Source organism: Falsiroseomonas sp., assembly GCF_051860665.1.
Taxonomy (GTDB): Bacteria; Pseudomonadota; Alphaproteobacteria; order Acetobacterales; family Acetobacteraceae; genus Falsiroseomonas.
On the sequence record NZ_JBHYDM010000003.1, the window covers coordinates 78,062 to 95,917 of the forward strand.

Here is a 17,856-nt window from a genome sequence, read left to right on the forward strand (position 1 = left end):
CTAGGCGTCCATGACCTCCCCCGAAGCCATCACCACCGAAATCCTTCGCCAGACCGCCCTGCGCGGCCCGGACAAAAGCATCTGCCCCAGCGAGGTCGCCCGCGCCCTGGCGCCGGAGGAGGAGGCCTGGCGCCGGCTGATGGGCCCGATCCGCGCCGCCGCCATCCGCCTGGCCCGCGCCGGGCAGCTGGAGGTCTTGCGCAAGGGCAAGCCGGTGGGGCCGGAGACGGAGATCCGCGGCGTCATCCGCCTGCGCGCCCCGCGCGAAGGCGGCGCGGCATGAGCGCCGCCGCCCTGCTCCGCGGCCCGGGTCCGGCCGGGCTTCCGCCGGCCGAGCCGGTGGATTTCAGCCGCCTGGTGCTGCCCAGCTCCCCCAATGCCGCGCTCTTGGCCCCGCCCGGCATGACGGCGCAGAAACATATCGGCCTGCCGCTGCTGCCGGTCTCGCCGGAGGCCGCCTGGGCCGCGCTGCGCATGCTGGGAGAGCCGGTGGAGCGCTGCTGGAAGATGGCCGAATGGCCGGAGCGGCGGCAGGTGCAATGGGTGGTGCGCTCCCGCCTCGCCAATTTCCCGGACCTGCTGAATGGCCAGGTGGTGCCGCTGGTCGGCGGCTCCGGCGTCTTCCTGTATTCGCGCAGCCTGCTCGGCTATTACGATTTCGGTGCCAACCGCAGCCGGATCCTCGCCTGGCGCGCCAGGCTGGATGAGGCCTTGCGCGCGGGCTGATACCTCCTCCCTCCTGGACCTCCCCCCGCATGCGCCGCCTCGGATCCTTCCTCCACGATGCCTGGGCGCTGGCGCGCCCCTATTGGACCAGCGAGGAGAAGGGGCGCGCCCGGCTGCTGCTGGCGGCGGTGGTGGTGCTGAACCTTTCGCTGGTCGGCATGACGGTGGTGCTGACCTATTGGCAGCGCGCCTTCTACAATGCGCTGGAGGCGAAGGATGCCGGCACCTTCTGGTCGCTGATCTTCCTGGGCGGCGAGGCGGATGGCACCTGGTTCCCCGGCTTCTGCGTGGTCGCCGCCGCCTATATCCTGATCGCGGTCTACCAGCTGTACCTGCGCCAGGCGCTGCAGATCCGCTGGCGCCGCTGGCTGACCCGTGAATACCTCGACAACTGGCTGGCCGACCGCGCCTATTACCGCATCGCCCTGACCGATGCCGCCACCGACAACCCGGACCAGCGCGTGGCCGACGACCTGCGGCTTTTCGTGGACGACACCCTGACGCTCGGCCTCGGGCTGATGTCCTCCGTCGTCACGCTCTTCTCCTTCATCTTCGTGCTCTGGTCGCTCTCCGGGCCGCTGGAGGTCCTCGGCGTCTCGATCCCCGGCTACATGGTCTGGGTGGCGCTGGTCTATTCGGTGCTCGGCACCTGGCTGGCGCATCTGATAGGCCGGCCGCTGATCCGGCTGAACTTCCTGCAGCAGCGGGTGGAGGCCGATTTCCGCTACGCCCTGGTGCGCCTGCGCGACAATGTGGAGGGCATCGCCCTGCATAACGGGGAGGCGGATGAGAAGCGCGGCTTGCTGGCCCGCTTCCAGGCGCTGACGGAGAACTGGTGGGCGATCATGACCGCGACAAAGCGGCTGACCTTCTTCACCGCGGGCTATACGCAGGTGGCCAGTATCTTCCCCATCGTGGTGGCCGCCCCCGCCTATTTCGCCGGCCGCATCCCGCTCGGCGGGCTGATCCAGACGAGCAGCGCCTTCGGCCAGGTGCAGGGCGCGCTGTCCTGGTTCGTCGACAGCTATGTGCAGCTGACCGAATGGCGCGCCACAGTGGAGCGCCTGACCGGTTTCCAGCGTGCCATCGCCGCCGCCCGCGCCAGCGCGAGCGGCCCCCGGCCGGTGCCGGGCGCCGATCAGGCCGTGACGCTGTCCGGCGCGACGCTGAGCCTGCCGGATGGCCGCGTGCTGCTGCGCGACGCGACGCTGCGGCTGGAGAAGGGGGAGGCCACGCTGATCTCCGGCGCCTCCGGCAGCGGCAAGTCCACCCTGTTCCGCGCGCTGGCCGGAATCTGGCCCTTCGGCGAGGGCCAGGTGCATGTGCCGGACGGCGCCCGCGCGCTGTTCCTGCCGCAGCGCCCCTATCTGCCGCTGGGCACGCTGCGCCGCGCCGTCTGCTACCCGCTGGAGGCCGCCCTGGTGCCAGATGCGGAGGTGCGGGAGGCGCTGCAGGCCGTGGGCCTCGGCCATCTGCAGGACCGGCTGGATGTGGAGGATGCCTGGGAGCGGCGCCTTTCGGGCGGCGAGCAGCAGCGCCTGGCCTTCGCCCGCGCCCTGCTGGCCAAGCCCGACTTCCTGTTCCTGGACGAGGCCACCGCCAGCCTGGATCCGGCGGCGGAGGAGGCGCTGTATCGCCTGGTGGCGGAGCGCCTGCCGGGCGCCGGCGTGATCTCCATCGCCCATCGCCCGGCGGTGGCCGCCTTCCATGGGCGGCAGCTGCGGGTGGCGGAGGGCGCGCTGCGGGAGGCGTGACGCCTCCCGCTACTCCTCCACATCCAGCGCATAGCCGGCGGAGCGCACGGTGCGGATGATATCCGCCTCGTTGTCGCCGTTCACCGCCTTGCGCAGCCGGCGGATATGCACGTCCACGGTGCGCGGCTCCACATGGATGTCGCGGCCCCAGACGGCGTCCAGAAGCTGTTCCCGGGTGAAGACTCGGCCGGGGTGCTGCAGGAAGAATTCCAGCAGCCGGTATTCGGTCGGGCCCAGGTGCAACGACCGGCTGCCGCGCGTCACGCGATGCGCATCCTGGTCCATCACCAGGTCCTTGTAGGTCAGCCGCCCCTTCACCGGCACGGCGCCCGACCGCCGCAACAGGGCGCGGATGCGCGCCAGCAGCGCATCCATCACGAAGGGTTTGGAGATATAGTCATCCGCGCCGGTATCCAGCGCACGCACGGCGTCCTGGTCCTCGGTGCGGGCGGTGACCATGATGATGGGCAGGTCGCGGGTATTCGGCCGCCGGCGGATCTGCCGGCAGACCTCGAGGCCCGAGAGCGCCGGCAGCATCCAGTCGAGCAGGATGAGGTCCGGCTTGCCCTCGGCGACGCGCATCAGCGCCTCCTGGCCATCCGTCGCCTCCTCGACGCGAAAGCCCTGCTTCTCCAGGTTGTAGCGCAGCAGCGTCAGCAGGGGTGCCTCGTCCTCGACCACCAGGATGGTCGGCTTGGCGAGGCTGCCGATGGCTTCGGGCATGGTGGCGCTCCCTTACTCGGGCGGCCGGACCACGGCATAGGCGGAGCTGTCCGCCTTCGGCCGTTCATCCGGCAGGCTGTCGCCGCGCACGGCATAGTGCACCGTCTCGGCGATGTTCGTGGCATGGTCGCCGATGCGCTCCAGGTTCTTGGCGATGAAGAGCAGATGCGTCGCCGCGGTGATGTTGCGCGGATCCTCCATCATGAAGGTCAGCATCTCGCGGAAGATGCCGTTGTAGACATCGTCCACCGGCTCGTCATTGCCCCAGACGCGGGCAGCCGCCTCGGCATCATCGTTCACCAGCGCGTCGATCGCGGCCTTCAGGTTCTCCTGCACCAGGCGGGCCATGCGGGAGAAGCCGTTCAGGCTTCCCAGCATCGGCTGCTGCGCCACCACGATGCTGCGCTTGGCGGCATTGCGGGCATAGTCGCCGATGCGCTCCAGGTCGTGCGCCACCTTCATGGCGGCGACGATGAAGCGCAGGTCGATCGCCATCGGCTGGCGGGTGGCCAGGATGCGAATGCAGAAGGCCTCGACCTCGCGCTCCAGCTGATCCAGCGCCGCATCGCGGCCGATGACTTCCGCGGCGAGCGTCGCATCGCGGCGCACCAGCGCCACCGTCGCGTCATTCACCTGGCGCTCCGCCAGGCCGCCCATGCGGGCCAGCATGTCGCGCACCTTGCGGAGCTGCTCGTCGTAGGAGCGGACGATGTGCTCGCCCTGGGCTTCCATTGGCATCTGCCTGCTCCTCAGCCGAACCGGCCGGTGATGTATTCCTGGGTGCGCTTCTCGCGCGGCGCGGTGAAGAGCTGCGCGGCGGGTGCCACTTCCACCAGTTCGCCCAGGTAGAAGAAGGCCACCTGGTCGGCGCAGCGCGCGGCCTGCTGCATGTTGTGCGTCACGATGCAGATGGTGAAGTCGCGCTTCAGCTCGTCGATCAGCTCCTCGATCTTCAGCGTGCTGATCGGGTCGAGCGCGCTGGTCGGCTCGTCGAAGAGCATCACCTCCGGCCGCACCGCGATGGAGCGCGCGATGCAGAGCCGCTGCTGCTGGCCGCCCGAGAGGCCCATGGCGGAGGCCTGCAGCCGGTCCTTGACCTCGCCCCAGATGGCCGCGCGCGTCAGCGCCCATTCCACGCGGTCGTCGAGCTCCGACTTCGGCAGCTTCTCATGCAGTTTGATGCCGAAGGCGATGTTGTCGTAGATCGTCATCGGGAAGGGCGTGGGCTTCTGGAAGACCATGCCGACCTTGGAGCGCAGCTCGTTCAGGTCGACGCTGTCGTCGATCATGTTGCGCCCGTCCATCAGCACCTCGCCCTCCGCGCGCTGCCCGGGGTAGAGGCTGTACATGCGGTTCAGCACGCGCAGCAGCGTGGACTTGCCGCAGCCGGAGGGGCCGATCATGCCCGTCACCTGCCGGTCCGGCAGTTCGAGGTTGATGCCCTTCAGCGCCTTGTTGGTGCCGTAGTAGAAATCGAGGTTGCGGACCGAGATCCGGGACTGGGCGTTCAACGCCTCCGCCGATCGGGCCTGCATGCCGCCGAAGCCGGGGGCGGTGGTGGTCTGTTCCGTGGTCGAGCCCATCGGGCGTCCCTTCCTGGCTCAGCTGCGCCCGCGCAGCACGGCGCGGGCAATGATGTTGATGGCGAGCACGCCCAGCGTGACGATCAGCGCGCCGGACCAGGCGATCTGGATCAGGTCCGGGAAGCCCGAATTGGCCTGCTGGTAGATCGCGATCGGCAGGCTCGCCATGGCGGTGGAGAGGTCGAAGCTGGTGACGTTGTTGCCGAAGCTGGTCAGCAGCAGCGGCGCCGTCTCGCCGGCGATGCGCGCCACGGCCAGCAGGATGCCGGTGAGGATGCCCGACGCCGCGGCCTTGTAGCAGACCAGCGTGATCATCTTCCACTTCGGCGCGCCGAGGCCGATCACCGCTTCCCGCAGCGTATTGGGGATCAGCTGCAGCATGTCCTCCGTGGTGCGAACCACCACGGGAATGACGATGATGGCCAGCGCCAGCGCGCCGGCGATGCCGGAGAAGCCGCCCATGGGCAGCACCACCAGCTGGTAGATGAACAGGCCGATCAGGATCGAGGGCGCCGAGAGCAGCACGTCCGAGACGAAGCGCAGCACATTGCCGAAGGCAGAGCCCCGCGCATATTCGGAGAGGTAGGTGCCGACCAGCAGGCCGATGGGCGTGCCGATGGCGGTGCCGATGCCGGTCTGGATCAGGCTGCCGAGGATGGCATGCGCAAGCCCGCCCTTGGGCGCGCTGTCATCGCCATAGCGGGTCGGGCGGAATTCCTCGGTCAGCACCGTCCAGTCCATCGCCACCAGGCCGCGCCAGAGCAGCGTCGCCATGATGGAGGCCAGGAAGAACAGGCCGACCAGCGTGGCGGCAAGGCAGAGCCACTTCACCGCCAGGTCCACCGCCTTGCGGCGCGCGGCGAGCGCCGGGCTGCGGCGCACGACGCTGCGCGGCTGCGGCTGGAATGTCGTGCTGCTCATCGGTCAGGCCTTCAGGCGGGAGCGGAGCAGGTAGCGCGAGGCCGCCAGCACCAGGAAGGAGATGACGAACAGCAGGAAGCCCAGCGCGAAGAGCGCCGATTGCTTCAGGCTGCCCATCAGGCTTTCGGGGAATTCCATGGCGACGATGGAGGCAATGGTGGTCGAGGGATCGAACAGGCTCTGCGGCATGCGGTTGGCATTGCCGATGACGAAGGTCACCGCCATCGTCTCCCCCAGCGCGCGGCCGAGGCCCAGCATGATGCCGCCGACAACCGAGATGCGGGTATAGGGCAGCACCACCCCCTTAACGACCTCCCAGCGCGTCGCACCGAGGCCATAGGCGCTTTCCTTGAACACCGGCGGCACCTGCAGGAAGACGTCGCGCATGGTGGCGGCGATGAAGGGCAGGATCATGATGGCGAGCACGATGGCCGCGGTGAACAGGGATGTGCCGGCGAAGAAGCGGCTCTCGAACAGGAAGCCCACCAGCGGGATGGCGGTCAGGTAGTCGCCCAGCGCCAGCTGGATATGCATCTGCACGAAGGGCACCACGACGAAGAGGCCCCACATGCCGTAGATGATGGAGGGCACCGCGGCCAGCAGCTCGATCGCCGTGCCGACCGGGCGGCGCAGCCATTCGGGCGCCAGCTCGGTCAGGAAGAAGGCGATGCCGAAGGCGACCGGCACCGCGAAGGCGATGGCCAGCACCGCCGACATGATGGTGCCGAAGATGGCGACCGCGCCGCCGTAATTCTCCCGCCCCTCGACCGGGTTCCAGTCGGTGCTGGTCAGGAAGCTCAGGCCGAATTCGCGGAAGGCCGGCAGGGCGCCGATGAACAGCGTGACGATGATGCCGCCGAGCAACAGCAGCACCAGCCAGCCGGCGCCGCGGCACAGCCATTCGAAGACGAGGTCCCCCATATCGACACTTCGGCGGCGAGCGGCCGGCCTTGGCGCGGCCCCCGCGCCCATTGTCATATCGCTCACCGGCAAGGTCCTGATCAGGGGTTCAGGGGCAGACGGAACCCCCGGGCGCCTGCCCGGGGGGAAGCTCAGTCAGGGCGATGCTCAGGCGGTCCAGACCGGCTGGCCGGACGGGGTCTTCACCTGGCTCGCCCAGTTGCGGCGGATCACATTGGTCACGCTCTCCGGCAGCGGGATGTACTCCAGCTGGCCGGCGATGGTCGCGCCGTTCTTGAAGGCCCAGTCGAAGAACCGCATGGTGTTGCGGCTGGCCTCGACCTTGTCCGCCGCCGGATTGGTGGGCAGCAGGATATAGGTGCCGACCGTCATCGGCCAGGCATTGGCACCCGGCAGGTCCAGCGTATCGGGGGCCATGTTCGGCACGTTCCAGTCGGCCGCATCGGCGGCGGCGACGAAGGTGGCCTGCACCGGCTCGACGAAATTGCCGGCCTTGTTGCGGATCTGCGTGGTCACCAGGCGGTTCACCACCGCATAGGCATTCTCGGCATAGCCGATGGCGCCCGGCGTGTTGCGCACGGCGTTCGAGACACCCTCATTGCCGCGGGCGCCCTGGCCGGCCGGCCACTGGATGGAGGTGCCGGCACCCGGCCCGTCCTTCCAGGCCTGGGAGACGCGCGCCAGGTAGTTGGTGAAGCCCCAGGTGGTGCCGGAGGCATCCGCCCGGTAGGCGACCGAGATCGGCAGCGACGGGATGCGCAGGCCGCGGTTCAGCTCGGTGATGCGGTTGTCGTTCCAGCGCGTCAGGCGCCCGAAGAAGATGTCCGCGATCACTTCCGGCGTCAGCTTCAGCTGCCGGTCGGCCACGCCCGGCAGGTTCACGATCAGCACGATCGAGCCCATCACGGTGGGGAACTGCATCAGGTTGCCGGTGCGCAGCTGCTCCACCGTCAGCGGCGCGTCGGTAGCGCCGAAATCGACCGTGCGGTTGGTGATCTGGTTGATGCCGCCGCCGGAGCCGATGGACTGGTAGTTCAGCTGGATATTGGCCGCGGTGCGGGCGGCATTGGCCCAGCGCTCATAGACCGGACGGGGGAAGGTGGCGCCGGCGCCGGTGATCGTCGCCGTCTGGGCCATCGCGCCGCGGGCGTTCAGGAGCCCAGCGCCAAGAGCCGCGCCGGTGCCGAGCAGAAGGGTGCGCCTGTTCACTGTGTCTCTCTCCGGTCCTGTTCCAGCAGGCGGCGAAGTGGGTGCCAGCCCTGCGGGGCGCCTTCTAGGCCCGTGAGACGACCGCCCGATTGCAGTTCCGTGAAGGTTCGGTGACAGTGATTGCGACAACTCGGGGCGGTTGTCCGTCCGCCTCAAGCCGGGCGGATGGTCAGCGCCGTGCGGTTCCAGCCATCCGGGGCGCGGCCATAGGCCAGCTCCCTCGACATCCGCCGCACCAGGGCGAGGCCCAGCCCGCCGACCGCCACATCCGCCAGGTCGGCAGGGGCCGGGTCCGGCGTCTCGCGCGGGTCGAAGGGCTGCGCCGTATCCTCCAGCACCAGCCGCAGCGCGTCATTTTCCCAGCGGCATTCCAGCCGCGCCGCGGCCGCGCCCGGCCAGGTGGCATGCGCCACCAGATTGGCGACCAGTTCCTCGATCACCAGCCGCAGCCGCAGCTGCAGGCCGGCGGGCACCCCCTGCCCCACCGCCCAGGCCTCGACCCCGTCCTGCAGGGCCTCCAGCCCGGCGAGGGAGATCGGCACCGCGAGTCGCAGGGTCATCCCGGCAGGCGGGCCATCGCCTCGGCCTCGGTGGCCACCAGCGGCAGCACCTGCTCCAGCGCCATCGCCTCCAGCACCTCCGCCACCATGGGCTGGGCACCGAAGAGCACCACGATGCCGCCGCGCCGCGCAACCACGCGGGCGGAGGAGAGCAGCAGGCGGATGCCGAGGGAGGAGAGGAATTCCAGCCCGGTCAGGTCCAGCAGGGCATTGCGGCCGGAGGCGGCGACCGCCGCGGTGAAGGGGGTTTCCACCTGTCCCACCGTGGTGGCGTCCAGGCGCCCCACCAGCAGCACCTTGTTGGCCGTGGGGCTGATCTCAACCACTTCGAAGCGCACTGACGGTCTCCGTGAAACGAGGCGCGGTTGTCTAGACCGCACCCCGTCCTCGCGGCGTGACAGTTTGCTGACAGTGGCTACCAGACCCAGCGCAGGCCCAGTGTCAGCACATGCTCCGTGCCGCCGCTGGTGCGCGCCAGGTCGTAATCCGCCACCACGGCGAAGTGGTCGCCGCGATAGGCGGTGGCGCCGAGTCCGGCGGTCAGCGCATCCCGCCCGGTGCGGGCCGATTCCACGCTGAAGGCGGCGCCGCCCAGGCGATGCGTGCCGCGGCCCAGCCCCTCCTGCAATTCGCGGGCATAGCCGATGCGCGCCTCCGGCCGCAGCCGGGTGCCATCGGCCAGCCGGTAGGTGCGCGCGGCGCTGAGGCCGATTCCGGCGCGCAACGCATCCGCGTCCCGGCCATCGACGGCGAGGTTCAGCGACTCCGCCCCGGTCTCCGTGAAGCTGCCGCGGGCGATGCGGTCCCAGCGCAGGAAGGCGCGGGGCTCCAGCTCCACCCCATCCTCCAGCCGCGTGGTCAGGCCGAAGCCGAGCTCCGCCGTCACATCCGTCCCCTCGCTATCGGCATTGGCGCGGCGGGAGAGCGTGCCGAAGCTGATATTACGGCGGCTGTCGTAGCGGCTCAGGCCGGTGCCCAGCATGGCATCGACGAAGGGCTTCGCCCGCCCGGCGACGGGCGGCGCATAGAGGCCGTAGAGGCTGGCCTGGTAGCTGTCGAGCCGCACCTCCCCGGTGCCGCCATCGCCATCCACCGTGCCGCGCAGGAAGCCCAGCGCGATGCCGGCCGAAAGGCCCGGCGCGACGGTCCGGTCGGCGCCGACCAGCGCGCCGCCGGATTGGCGGGAATAGCCGGCCGCGCGGCCATCGCCATCCGTGCTGCCCCAGCTGCCCAGCGCCCGGCCCCAGACGGACCAGCCGCCAAAGCCCGCCTCCCCGCCATCGGCGCCATCGCCGAAGCCCGCGCCCGCATCCCAGTCCGGCGCCGTGCCGGCGCCGGGCATGGCGCTCATCTGCACGTTGCGCGCATTGTCCAGCGCCACGCGCGGCGCCAGCGCGCCCTGCGCGGCCACCAAGGCGGGATCGCCGGCGCGGATCGCGGCCATGCGCTGCGTGACGCCCGCCCCCAGCAGGCGGCGATGCGCCAGCGCGGCGGCCAGGGCGTCCGAATGGATGCCGCCCGAGATCTGGTTCAGCGCCGGGGCGATCTCACCGCCCGGCAGGGCATAGAGGGCGGCGAAGCTGGTGGCGGCGTCGCCTTCCATCCGCAGGCCGGCCGCGGGGCGGATCGCATCCAGCGCGCCGCCGGCCGCCGCCTCATTGCTGCGCTGGCCGAGGCCGAGCGGGGCGAGATTGCCATAGCTGGCCGGCGTGGTGATGAGGTCCAGCGTATTGGGACCATAGAGCGCATCGAGCCGCGCCCCGGCCGGCAGGCCCTCCGCCGGCTGGGTCAGGCCGGCAAAGCTGCCGAGCAGCCCGCCCTGCGCCTGGATCACCCGGAAGGACTGGCCGAGCACGGGCGTGAAGGTATTGGTGGCGGAGCCTGTGATGCCGCGCAGCACCGGCTGCAGCGTGCCGCCCGCGGTCAGCGTGCTGCCGCTGCCGGTGACCAGCACCTGGTCATGCGAGCCCGCGCCCGTGCCGGTGCCCGGCCCGTCGATCTCGAGCCGCAGGGTGGAGCCGGCGCCGAGGGTGACCGGCGCGGTGAAGGTCATGCTGCCCGGGGAACTGCCGGGGGCGAGGATGCCGTCGATGGTGGCGCCGCCGATGCTGCCGCCGCCGGTCAGCGTGCCGCCGGCCAGCACCGTCACCGCGCCCTGGAAGACCCCCTGGATGGCCAGCGTGCCGCCCTGCACCTGCGCGCCGCCGGTGTTATTGGCATTGCCCTGCAGCGTCAGCACCCCGCCGCCCAGCAGCTGCAGCTGGCCGAGGCCGCTGATATCGCCGAGCAGGATGACCGACCCCTGGCTGGTATCGATGATGCCATTGCCGGACTGGATCACCACCGGCTGCGTCAGCGCGGCGGCCTCGGTCGGGCGGAAGGTGCCGCCGTTGAAGGTCACGGTGGTGGCCTGCGCGGCGCCATCCGACTGGGTGAAGAAGGCCTGGCTGCCGTCGATCACCTGGCCGCCGCCCGAAAGCCCGCCCAGCGGCACCAGCGCGTAGCGCACCGTGCCGCCGCCCCACATCGTATCGCCGGTGGCGTCGCCGTAGAAGGCGACGGTGGAGAAGGTGGCGCTGTCGCTGATCGCCGCGACGAAGGTCATCGTCTGGCTGTAGCGGGCGGTGCCGGGGTTGTCGGTATTGCTGTTCGCCGTCCCGATCAGGATCGGCGTGCCGCCATCGAAGGCGATGTAGAGCGCGCTCGGGAAGCAGCAGGTCGCCCAGCCTTCCAGCTCGATCGCGAAGGCGTTGATCGGAGAGGAAAAGGCGAAGACCAGGCCATTGCCGGCGGGATCGCTGTTGTCCGCGACCATGCGGACGCTGTCGCCGCTGTTGAAGGTGCCGCTGGGCCCCTGCACGTTCTGGAAGCTGGTGGTGCGCGTGCTGCGCGTCGCGCCATTGCCGGAGCTGATGGTGAAGGCGCTGCGCGCCCAGCTCGTCTGGTTGCTGGTCAGCCCGGACAGCAGGTCCATGTTCACCGTGCCACCGGCCGTGGCCACGCGCTGGTCGAATTCGGCGCGCCCCTCGAAGATGCTGTCGAAGAAGGTCGCGGTCTCCGCGGCGCTGCGCTGCGGCAGGGCGGCCAGCAGCGCGACGGCGGAGACCGAGAGCAGCAGGCCCGCCGTCCGGCGCAGGGTGCGGGCGGAGATGGGGCGTCTTGCAGTCATGGGTGCCTTCCTGGCGGTGAGGCCGGAAGGGTTAGGGCAGCGGAATGAACGGGCGGTTAAGCGGCCACGACCGCGCGGGCCGGCGACGCCCCTTCCTCAATTGAGGAAGGGGTTCCGCCCGCGGGCCGGCGCCTGGGCGGGGCCGTAATGGCGCGCGAGGTAGTCGACGATGGTCTCGCGGAACTCGCCCTCCAGCGGGTTCATGCCGTGGCGCTCCGTCATCCAGTCCATCAGCCCGTCCCATTGCGGGCGGGTGAAGCGGCTGCGGCGGATCAGCGCGGTATTGTGGCAGGCGGTGCAATAGCCGAAGACCTCGGACCGGCCCTCGCCTTCCGCCAGCACCGTCTCCTCCTCCGCCGTCCGCTCGATGGCGCGCGCCGCATCGGCCTGGCCTTGCGCCCCACTGGGCGCAGCGGTCTGGGCTTGCGCCCCATTGGGCGCAGCGGTCTGGGCTTGCGCCGCCGCGGGAAGCAGCAGCGCCAGGGCCAGAAGAATGGGCAGCCTCATCCGACCAGGATCGCCGCGCGGCTGATGGCATTGGCGCCATAGCCCTGCGGATTCCAGTTCGCCGGAAGATGCGGCTGCATGCGCCCCTCGCTATCCGTCGCGCGATACCAGATCTCGTAATAGCCGTCGGAGGGCAGCGCCACCCGGCCGGTCCAGCGCTGCCAGGCATGGCGGTTGGTGGGGGCGGCCACCTGCATCTCGGTCCAGGTCGCGCCGAAATCGACGCTGACATGCACCGCCCGCACCGTCAGGTCCCCGGCCCAGGCGGCGCCGCGCAGGTCGAGCGACCGCGTGCTCGCCGGCAGCCGCGCGCCATGCTCGTGGGAGGAGAGGATGGAGCGCACGGGCATGCTCTCCAGGTCCCGGAAATCGGCGCCGTTGTTGTTGCTGCCCGGCACGATCGGGCGCTGCGGCACGCGATAGCTGGTGCCGCCCATGCCTGGCCCGTCATGCGGCTTGTCCCGCACCCAGACGCGGGTGAGCCACTTCTGGCTGAGGCTGCCCGGCCAGCCCGGCGTCACCAGCCGCAGCGGCGCGCCATTCACCAGGGGAATCGGCTGGCCATTCAGGCGGAAGGCGATGATCGTATCCTCATCCATCGCCTTGGCGATGCGCATGCCGCGCGCGATGGAGGGCCGCCCTGGCTCGCCCGAGAGGTGCGGGTCGGCGCCGTAATGGCCGGTGGCGACGGCGGAAGGCTTCAGCCCCGCCGCCTGCAGCACGTCCCGCAGCCGCACGCCGGTCCATTCGCCATTGCTGATGGCGCCATTGCCCCATTGGTTGCCGCGGGTCTGCGGCGCGAAGGCGGCGCGGCCATTGCCGCCGCATTCCAGCTGCAACTGGCGGGTCACCACGGGGAAGCGGGATTCGAGCTCGCCCAGGGTGATCTCGAGCGGGGTATTCACCTCCCCGTCCACCGTCAGCTTCCAGGTCCTCGGGTCCGCCGGCATATCCGGCACGCCGCCATTGTTGCGGATGAACATGTTCCGGGCGGAGGTCACCGGCTCATCGAGCAGGGTCTCCGGCGTCTCGGCATTCAGCGGCCGCTCGCCCTGGATGATGAGCGGGCCCTTGCCCTCCATCTGGAGCGTGGCCGGGGCGGCGCCCTGCGCAGCGGCGGGGCGGGCGAAGAGGGCGGGCAGCGTGCCGGCGGGCATCTTGCCGGCAAAGGGGATGGCGGCCCCGATCGCCCCGCCCATGGCGGCCAGCGCCGCGCCCTTCAGCGCGCCGCGGCGGCCAAAGGCCAGGGCATCGGCCCGCTCCGGGTCATCGCGATACAATTCCTGGATCGACCGTTCGGTCCTGCGCGTCATGGCCTGTTTTCCTCCCGCCCGTGATGGCTGGAGAAAGGATCACCCCGTCACGCGGTGGCCGCAAGCGGATTGCCGATGAATACCGCGGCACGGCTGATGGGATTGGCGCCATAGCCCTGCGGGTTCCAATTGGCGGCGGCATGCGGCTGCATCCGCCCGGCGCTGTCCGTCGCGCGGTACCAGACCTCGTAATAGCCATCCCGCGGCACCGCCACGCGGCCCTGCCAGCGCTGCCAGGCATGGCGATTGGCGGCCGGGAACAGCGTCATGGGCTGCCAGGTGGCGCCGAAATCCAGGCTGACATGCTGCGCCTGCACCGAAAGATCGCCGGCCCAGGCGGCGCCGCGCAGATCCAGGTGCCGGGTGCCCGCCGGCAGCACCGCGCCATGCGCGTGGCTGGTGAGGATGGAGCGCACGGGCATGCTCTCCAGCTCCACGAAGTCGCGCCCATCCTGCGCGCTGCCCGGCATGACGGGATGGCGCGGCACGCGATAGCTGGTGCCGCCCATCCCCGGCCCGTCATGCGGCACGTCCCGCACCCAGATCCGGGTCAGCCATTTCTGGCTGAGGCTGCCCGGCCAGCCCGGCACCACCAGGCGCAGCGGCGCGCCATGCAGATGCGGCAGCGGTCGGCCGTTCAGCGCGAAGGCCAGCAGCGTATCCTCGTCCAGCGCCTTCTCGATCCGCATGCCGCGCGCGATCGAGACCTTCCCGGCCTCGCCCGAAAGGTGCGGATCGGCGCCGTAATGCCCCGTGAAGCGGGCGGAGGGCTTGAGGCCCGCCGCCAGCAGCACGTCGCGCAGCCGCACCCCGGTCCATTCGCCATTGCTGATGGCGCCATTGCCCCAAGGGTTGCCGCGCGCGGCCGGCTGGTGGAAGGCGCGGCCATTGCCGCCGCATTCCAGCTGCAACTGCCGCGTCACCACCGGGAAGCGGGACTGCAAGTCGCCCAGCGTCAGGGACAGCGGCGCATTCACCTCCCCATCCACCACGAAACGCCAGGACAGCGGATCCGCCACCTCCGGCGGGATGCCGCCATTGTTGCGGATGAACATGGCATGGGCGGAGGTCACCGCCTCATCCAGCAGCACCTCCGGCGTCTCGGCGCAGAGCGGACGCTCGTCATGCAGCAGCAGCGCCGCCTTGCCGGGCATGGTCAGCCGCGGCAGCGCGCCGGGCCGCCCGATGACTGCGGGCAGTGTGCCCGCGGGCAGCGTGGCGGCCGCCGGGATGGGGGCCCCGACCGCCGCTTCCATCGCCTGCCGGGCCGGCCCTTCCAGCGCGCCGCGCCGGCCGAAGACCTCGGCATCGGCGCGTTCGGGATCGTCGCGGTAGAGCTCCTGGGCCGATCTTTCCTGCGCCATGCGCGCCCTTCCGCTATTCGGCCGCCAGCGGCAGGGCCGGCGCGGTCTTCCAGCCGTAACGCGCATCCAGGCCGAGGTTCCGCACGATGGCCAGGCCGCGCGCCAGGTGGTCCGGCTTCAGGCCCGTCAGCGGCCGGCGCAGGTCGCCCGCCGGCAGCCCCACCGCCTTCATCAGGGACTTCACCGCCACCGGGTTGATCGCCGAATAGGTGAAGTGCAGCAGCGGCAGCAGCCGCAGATAGGTCTCGCGGAAGACCACGGACTGCTCGGGCGTCGTCCAGGGGGTGGAAAGCTGCGCCAGGCCCGCCGGGTCGATATTGCCGGTCATATTGGCCGTGCCATGCCCGCCGAGCGACATGGTGGGCACCACCAGGCCGAGGTTCGGGCTGTCGCAGCACATGATGGTGGCGTCCGGCTGCGCGGCGCAGACCTGCGCCACCTGGCCGACCCGCGTGGTGCTTTCCTTCAGCACGACGATGTTCGGGTGCTTCATCAGCCGCAGCAGATGGTCCCAATGCAGGTCGGACTTCACCCGCGGCGGGTTGTTGTAGATGCCGATCGGCAGCTCCACCGCATCCGCGCATTCGGCGAAGAAGGCCTCGATGTCGTCTTCCGGCGCGCAGATATAGGCGGGCGCGGCCAGGATCGCGCCATCGGCGCCGGCGGCCTTGGCGTGCCTGAGATAGGCGATGGTCGCCGCCGTGCTGGTGCCGGTGCAGCCGTAGAACATCTTCATGTTCCCGGTCTTCATCCTGGCCGTCTTCTCGACGATCTCGCGCCGTTCCTCCGGCGTCAGCATGGAGACCTCGCCGGTCGAGCCCATGATCAGCACGGCGGAGGTGCCGTTCTTCGCCTGCCAGTCGATCAGCGTCCGGAAGCCGCCGAAATCGACGCTGCCATCGGCGTTGAAGGGGGTGATCAGGGCGACGAAGGATCCCTCGATCCGCATCTTGGTCATCGGCTTTCTCCAGGCGAAGGCGGCGAGCCTAGCAAGTCCGGCCGGCCCCTTGCTACACCCCCTTTCGCAGCGCAGCAGGGCGGGCAATTGTAGGGACAATTGCCGGGAAGGATCGTCCGAATGCCGACACGCCGCAGCCTGCTCCGCGCCACCCTGCTTACGCCGCTCGCCGCACCCGCCTTGGCCCAGGCGCCCTGGCCGTCGCGGCCCATCACCATCGTGGTGCCCTTCCCGCCCGGCGGATCGAACGACCTGCTGGCCCGGCCGGTGGCGCTGAAGCTGCAGCAGGCGCTGGGCGGGCATCCGGTGGTGGTGGAGAACCGTGGCGGCGCCGGCGGCACGGTGGGGGCGGTGGCGGTGGCCCGCAGCCCGGCCGATGGCCATACGCTGATGTGGGGCCATGTCGGCACGCTGGCGGTCAATCCCTGGATCTATCCGAACAACCCCTATGACGTGCTGCGCGATTTCGCGCCCGTGGCGCTGGTCGCCACCCTGCCCTCCATCCTGACCATCCATCCCGGCGTCCAGGCACGTACGGCCGCCGAGTTCATCGCCTTGGCGAAAGCCAATCCCGGCACGCTGGAATACGGCAGCGCCGGCAATGGCGCGGCGTCCCACATCACCATGGCCGCCTTCTGCGACGCGGCGGGGATCGAGCTGGTGCATGTGCCCTATCGCGGCAATGGCCCGATGCTGGCGGACCTGATCGCCGGACGCCTGAAGGCGAGTTTCGCCGGCGCCCCCGTGGTGCTGCCTTCGATCCGCGACGGGCGGCTGCTGGGCCTTGGGATGAGCGCGCTCACCCCCTCCGACGCCCTGCCCGGCCTCACCCCCATCGCCGCCACCGCCCTGCCGGGCTTCGAGGTGGTGCAGTGGCACGGCCTCGTCGCCCCCGCCGCGACGCCGCCCGAGGTGGTGGCGCGCATCAATGCCGCGGTGAACGGACTTTTGGGGGATGCCGACCTCAAGGCGCGGCTGGTGACCGAGGGCGCCGACGCCGCCCCCCGCACGCCCGAAGCCTTTCGCACCTTGATCGCCAGCGAGCTGGAGCGTTTCCGGGTGCTGATCGCCCGCGCCGGCATCCGGGCGGATTGAGGCCTTGCTGACACTGACCGTCGCCTGCGCCCCCTATGACCGCGTGCGCGCCCTGTTCGATGGGCGCGTGCGGATCCCGGGCGTCCGCCTGGTGCAGGTGCCGATCCATTCCGAGCAGAGCTTTCCGCGCGCCTTCTCGCGGGCCGAGTTCGACGTGACGGAGCTCTCGCTCTCCTCCCACCTGTTGCAGCTCTCGCGCGGGGAGGCCGCCTATGCCGCCATCCCCGCCTTCGTCTCCCGCGCCTTCCGGCATGGCTGCATCTATCTGCGCGCCAATGCGGGCATCCGCACGGCGAAGGACCTGGATGGGCGCCGCGTCGGCATCCCGGAATACCAGATGACGCTCGGCCTCTGGCTGCGCGGCATTCTTTCGGACGACCACGGCGTCGAGGTGAACGGCATCGCCTGGCGCACCGCCGGCACCAATGCGGCGGGGCGGCGGGAACGCCTGCCGCTGGAACTGCCGCCAGGGATGGATGTGCAGCCCATCCCCGGCACGCTGAACGAGGCGCTGCTGGCCGGCGAGCTGGATGCCATCCTCTCCCCCACCGAACCCGCCGCCTTCGCCGCCGGCGATCCGCGCGTGGTGCGGCTGTTCCCCGATCCGCGCGCCGCGGCGCGGGACTGGCACCGCCGCACCGGCTTCCACCCCATCATGCACCTGATCGGCATCCGCCAGGACATCCTGGGCCGCGAACCCTCCCTCGCGCCGCGGCTGATGGAGGCCTTCGCGGAGGCGAAGCGCCTGGCGCTGGCCGATATCGAGGCCGACCTCCGCCACTCCTCGCTCACCCAGATGCTGCCCTTCCATGCGGAGGAATGGGCCGCGACCAAGGCGCTGCTGGGCCCCGATCCCTGGACCTATGGCATCGCGGCCAATCGCGCGGAGCTGGAGGCGATCTGCCGCTGGTCCCACGCCCAGCACCTGTCGCGGCGGCGGCTGGCGGTGGCGGAGGTTTTTGCGGAGGGGGTGGGGGAAGGCTGAGGCGCCGCCGTAAGCCACGCCCATCGCAACCGATCAATAAATACCCACTCCCAATCCCCCAGCTATTC

General features: G+C 70.5%; 18 protein-coding genes. 5 read left to right on the forward strand and 13 right to left on the reverse strand.

Annotated features, from left to right (window positions below; genetic code table 11):
* The first annotated feature begins 10 nt into the window (after positions 1–10).
* From ACTIF1_RS03840 to ACTIF1_RS03850, 3 genes are read left to right on the forward strand one after another with little or no spacing between them, the layout of a single operon-like run.
* Entirely contained in the window at positions 11–283 is a 273-nt protein-coding gene (locus ACTIF1_RS03840; RefSeq protein ID WP_439595053.1) for a DUF3253 domain-containing protein, read from the forward strand.
* A complete protein-coding gene (locus ACTIF1_RS03845) occupies positions 280–726 on the forward strand; it encodes a DUF1499 domain-containing protein (protein WP_439595054.1) in 447 nt (148 codons plus the stop codon). Before ACTIF1_RS03840 ends, ACTIF1_RS03845 begins: the two co-directional genes overlap by 4 nt.
* 29 nt (positions 727–755) lie before the next feature.
* The gene (locus ACTIF1_RS03850) at positions 756–2,480 is read left to right on the forward strand and encodes an ABC transporter ATP-binding protein/permease (RefSeq protein ID WP_439595055.1); all 1,725 of its coding nucleotides are present in this window, start codon (positions 756–758) and stop codon (positions 2,478–2,480) included.
* 9 nt (positions 2,481–2,489) lie between these two features.
* On the opposite strand, the gene phoB is transcribed toward ACTIF1_RS03850, so the two are convergent.
* The 13 genes from phoB to ACTIF1_RS03915 form a co-directional block, all read right to left on the reverse strand.
* The gene (phoB, locus tag ACTIF1_RS03855) at positions 2,490–3,203 is read right to left on the reverse strand and encodes a phosphate regulon transcriptional regulator PhoB (protein ID WP_439595056.1); all 714 of its coding nucleotides are present in this window, start codon (positions 3,201–3,203) and stop codon (positions 2,490–2,492) included.
* Positions 3,204–3,215: 12 nt separating this feature from the next.
* Positions 3,216–3,935, reverse strand: coding sequence for a phosphate signaling complex protein PhoU (gene phoU, locus ACTIF1_RS03860; protein ID WP_439595313.1), 720 nt, complete (start codon positions 3,933–3,935; stop codon positions 3,216–3,218).
* 17 nt (positions 3,936–3,952) lie between these two features.
* Entirely contained in the window at positions 3,953–4,738 is a 786-nt protein-coding gene (gene pstB / locus ACTIF1_RS03865; protein ID WP_439595314.1) for a phosphate ABC transporter ATP-binding protein PstB, read from the reverse strand.
* Positions 4,739–4,804: 66 nt separating this feature from the next.
* The gene (gene pstA / locus ACTIF1_RS03870) at positions 4,805–5,707 is read right to left on the reverse strand and encodes a phosphate ABC transporter permease PstA (protein WP_439595057.1); all 903 of its coding nucleotides are present in this window, start codon (positions 5,705–5,707) and stop codon (positions 4,805–4,807) included.
* A 3-nt stretch (positions 5,708–5,710) separates the two neighbouring features.
* Positions 5,711–6,685 (reverse strand): phosphate ABC transporter permease subunit PstC, encoded by a 975-nt coding sequence (pstC, locus tag ACTIF1_RS03875; protein WP_439595315.1) that lies wholly within the window; start codon positions 6,683–6,685, stop codon positions 5,711–5,713.
* A gap of 90 nt (positions 6,686–6,775) precedes the next feature.
* On the reverse strand, positions 6,776–7,837 hold the full coding sequence (gene pstS, locus ACTIF1_RS03880) for a phosphate ABC transporter substrate-binding protein PstS (RefSeq protein ID WP_439595058.1): 1,062 nt from the start codon (positions 7,835–7,837) through the stop codon (positions 6,776–6,778).
* A gap of 152 nt (positions 7,838–7,989) precedes the next feature.
* Positions 7,990–8,397, reverse strand: coding sequence for an ATP-binding protein (locus ACTIF1_RS03885; RefSeq protein ID WP_439595059.1), 408 nt, complete (start codon positions 8,395–8,397; stop codon positions 7,990–7,992).
* On the reverse strand, positions 8,394–8,735 hold the full coding sequence (locus tag ACTIF1_RS03890; RefSeq protein ID WP_439595060.1) for an STAS domain-containing protein: 342 nt from the start codon (positions 8,733–8,735) through the stop codon (positions 8,394–8,396). The genes ACTIF1_RS03885 and ACTIF1_RS03890 overlap by 4 nt, the downstream gene beginning before the upstream one ends.
* Positions 8,736–8,812: 77 nt before the next feature.
* Complete coding sequence (locus ACTIF1_RS03895) at positions 8,813–11,566, reverse strand: autotransporter domain-containing protein (protein ID WP_439595061.1); 2,754 nt, start codon at positions 11,564–11,566, stop codon at positions 8,813–8,815.
* Positions 11,567–11,662: 96 nt separating this feature from the next.
* The gene (locus ACTIF1_RS03900) at positions 11,663–12,073 is read right to left on the reverse strand and encodes a hypothetical protein (protein ID WP_439595062.1); all 411 of its coding nucleotides are present in this window, start codon (positions 12,071–12,073) and stop codon (positions 11,663–11,665) included.
* A complete protein-coding gene (locus ACTIF1_RS03905) occupies positions 12,070–13,386 on the reverse strand; it encodes a sulfite oxidase (protein ID WP_439595063.1) in 1,317 nt (438 codons plus the stop codon). The genes ACTIF1_RS03900 and ACTIF1_RS03905 overlap by 4 nt, the downstream gene beginning before the upstream one ends.
* 47 nt (positions 13,387–13,433) lie before the next feature.
* Positions 13,434–14,750 (reverse strand): sulfite oxidase, encoded by a 1,317-nt coding sequence (locus tag ACTIF1_RS03910; protein WP_439595064.1) that lies wholly within the window; start codon positions 14,748–14,750, stop codon positions 13,434–13,436.
* A 13-nt stretch (positions 14,751–14,763) separates the two neighbouring features.
* On the reverse strand, positions 14,764–15,708 hold the full coding sequence (locus ACTIF1_RS03915) for a 4-hydroxy-tetrahydrodipicolinate synthase family protein (RefSeq protein WP_439595065.1): 945 nt from the start codon (positions 15,706–15,708) through the stop codon (positions 14,764–14,766).
* A gap of 120 nt (positions 15,709–15,828) precedes the next feature.
* Here ACTIF1_RS03915 and ACTIF1_RS03920 point away from each other — a divergent pair, with 120 nt between their 5' ends.
* Both ACTIF1_RS03920 and ACTIF1_RS03925 read left to right on the forward strand, forming a co-directional pair.
* Positions 15,829–16,803 carry a tripartite tricarboxylate transporter substrate-binding protein gene (locus ACTIF1_RS03920; RefSeq protein WP_439595066.1) on the forward strand — a complete coding sequence of 325 codons (975 nt, stop codon included), beginning with the start codon at positions 15,829–15,831 and terminating at the stop codon, positions 16,801–16,803.
* A 4-nt stretch (positions 16,804–16,807) separates the two neighbouring features.
* Positions 16,808–17,788 carry an ABC transporter substrate-binding protein gene (locus ACTIF1_RS03925; protein WP_439595067.1) on the forward strand — a complete coding sequence of 327 codons (981 nt, stop codon included), beginning with the start codon at positions 16,808–16,810 and terminating at the stop codon, positions 17,786–17,788.
* Positions 17,789–17,856 lie beyond the last annotated feature (68 nt).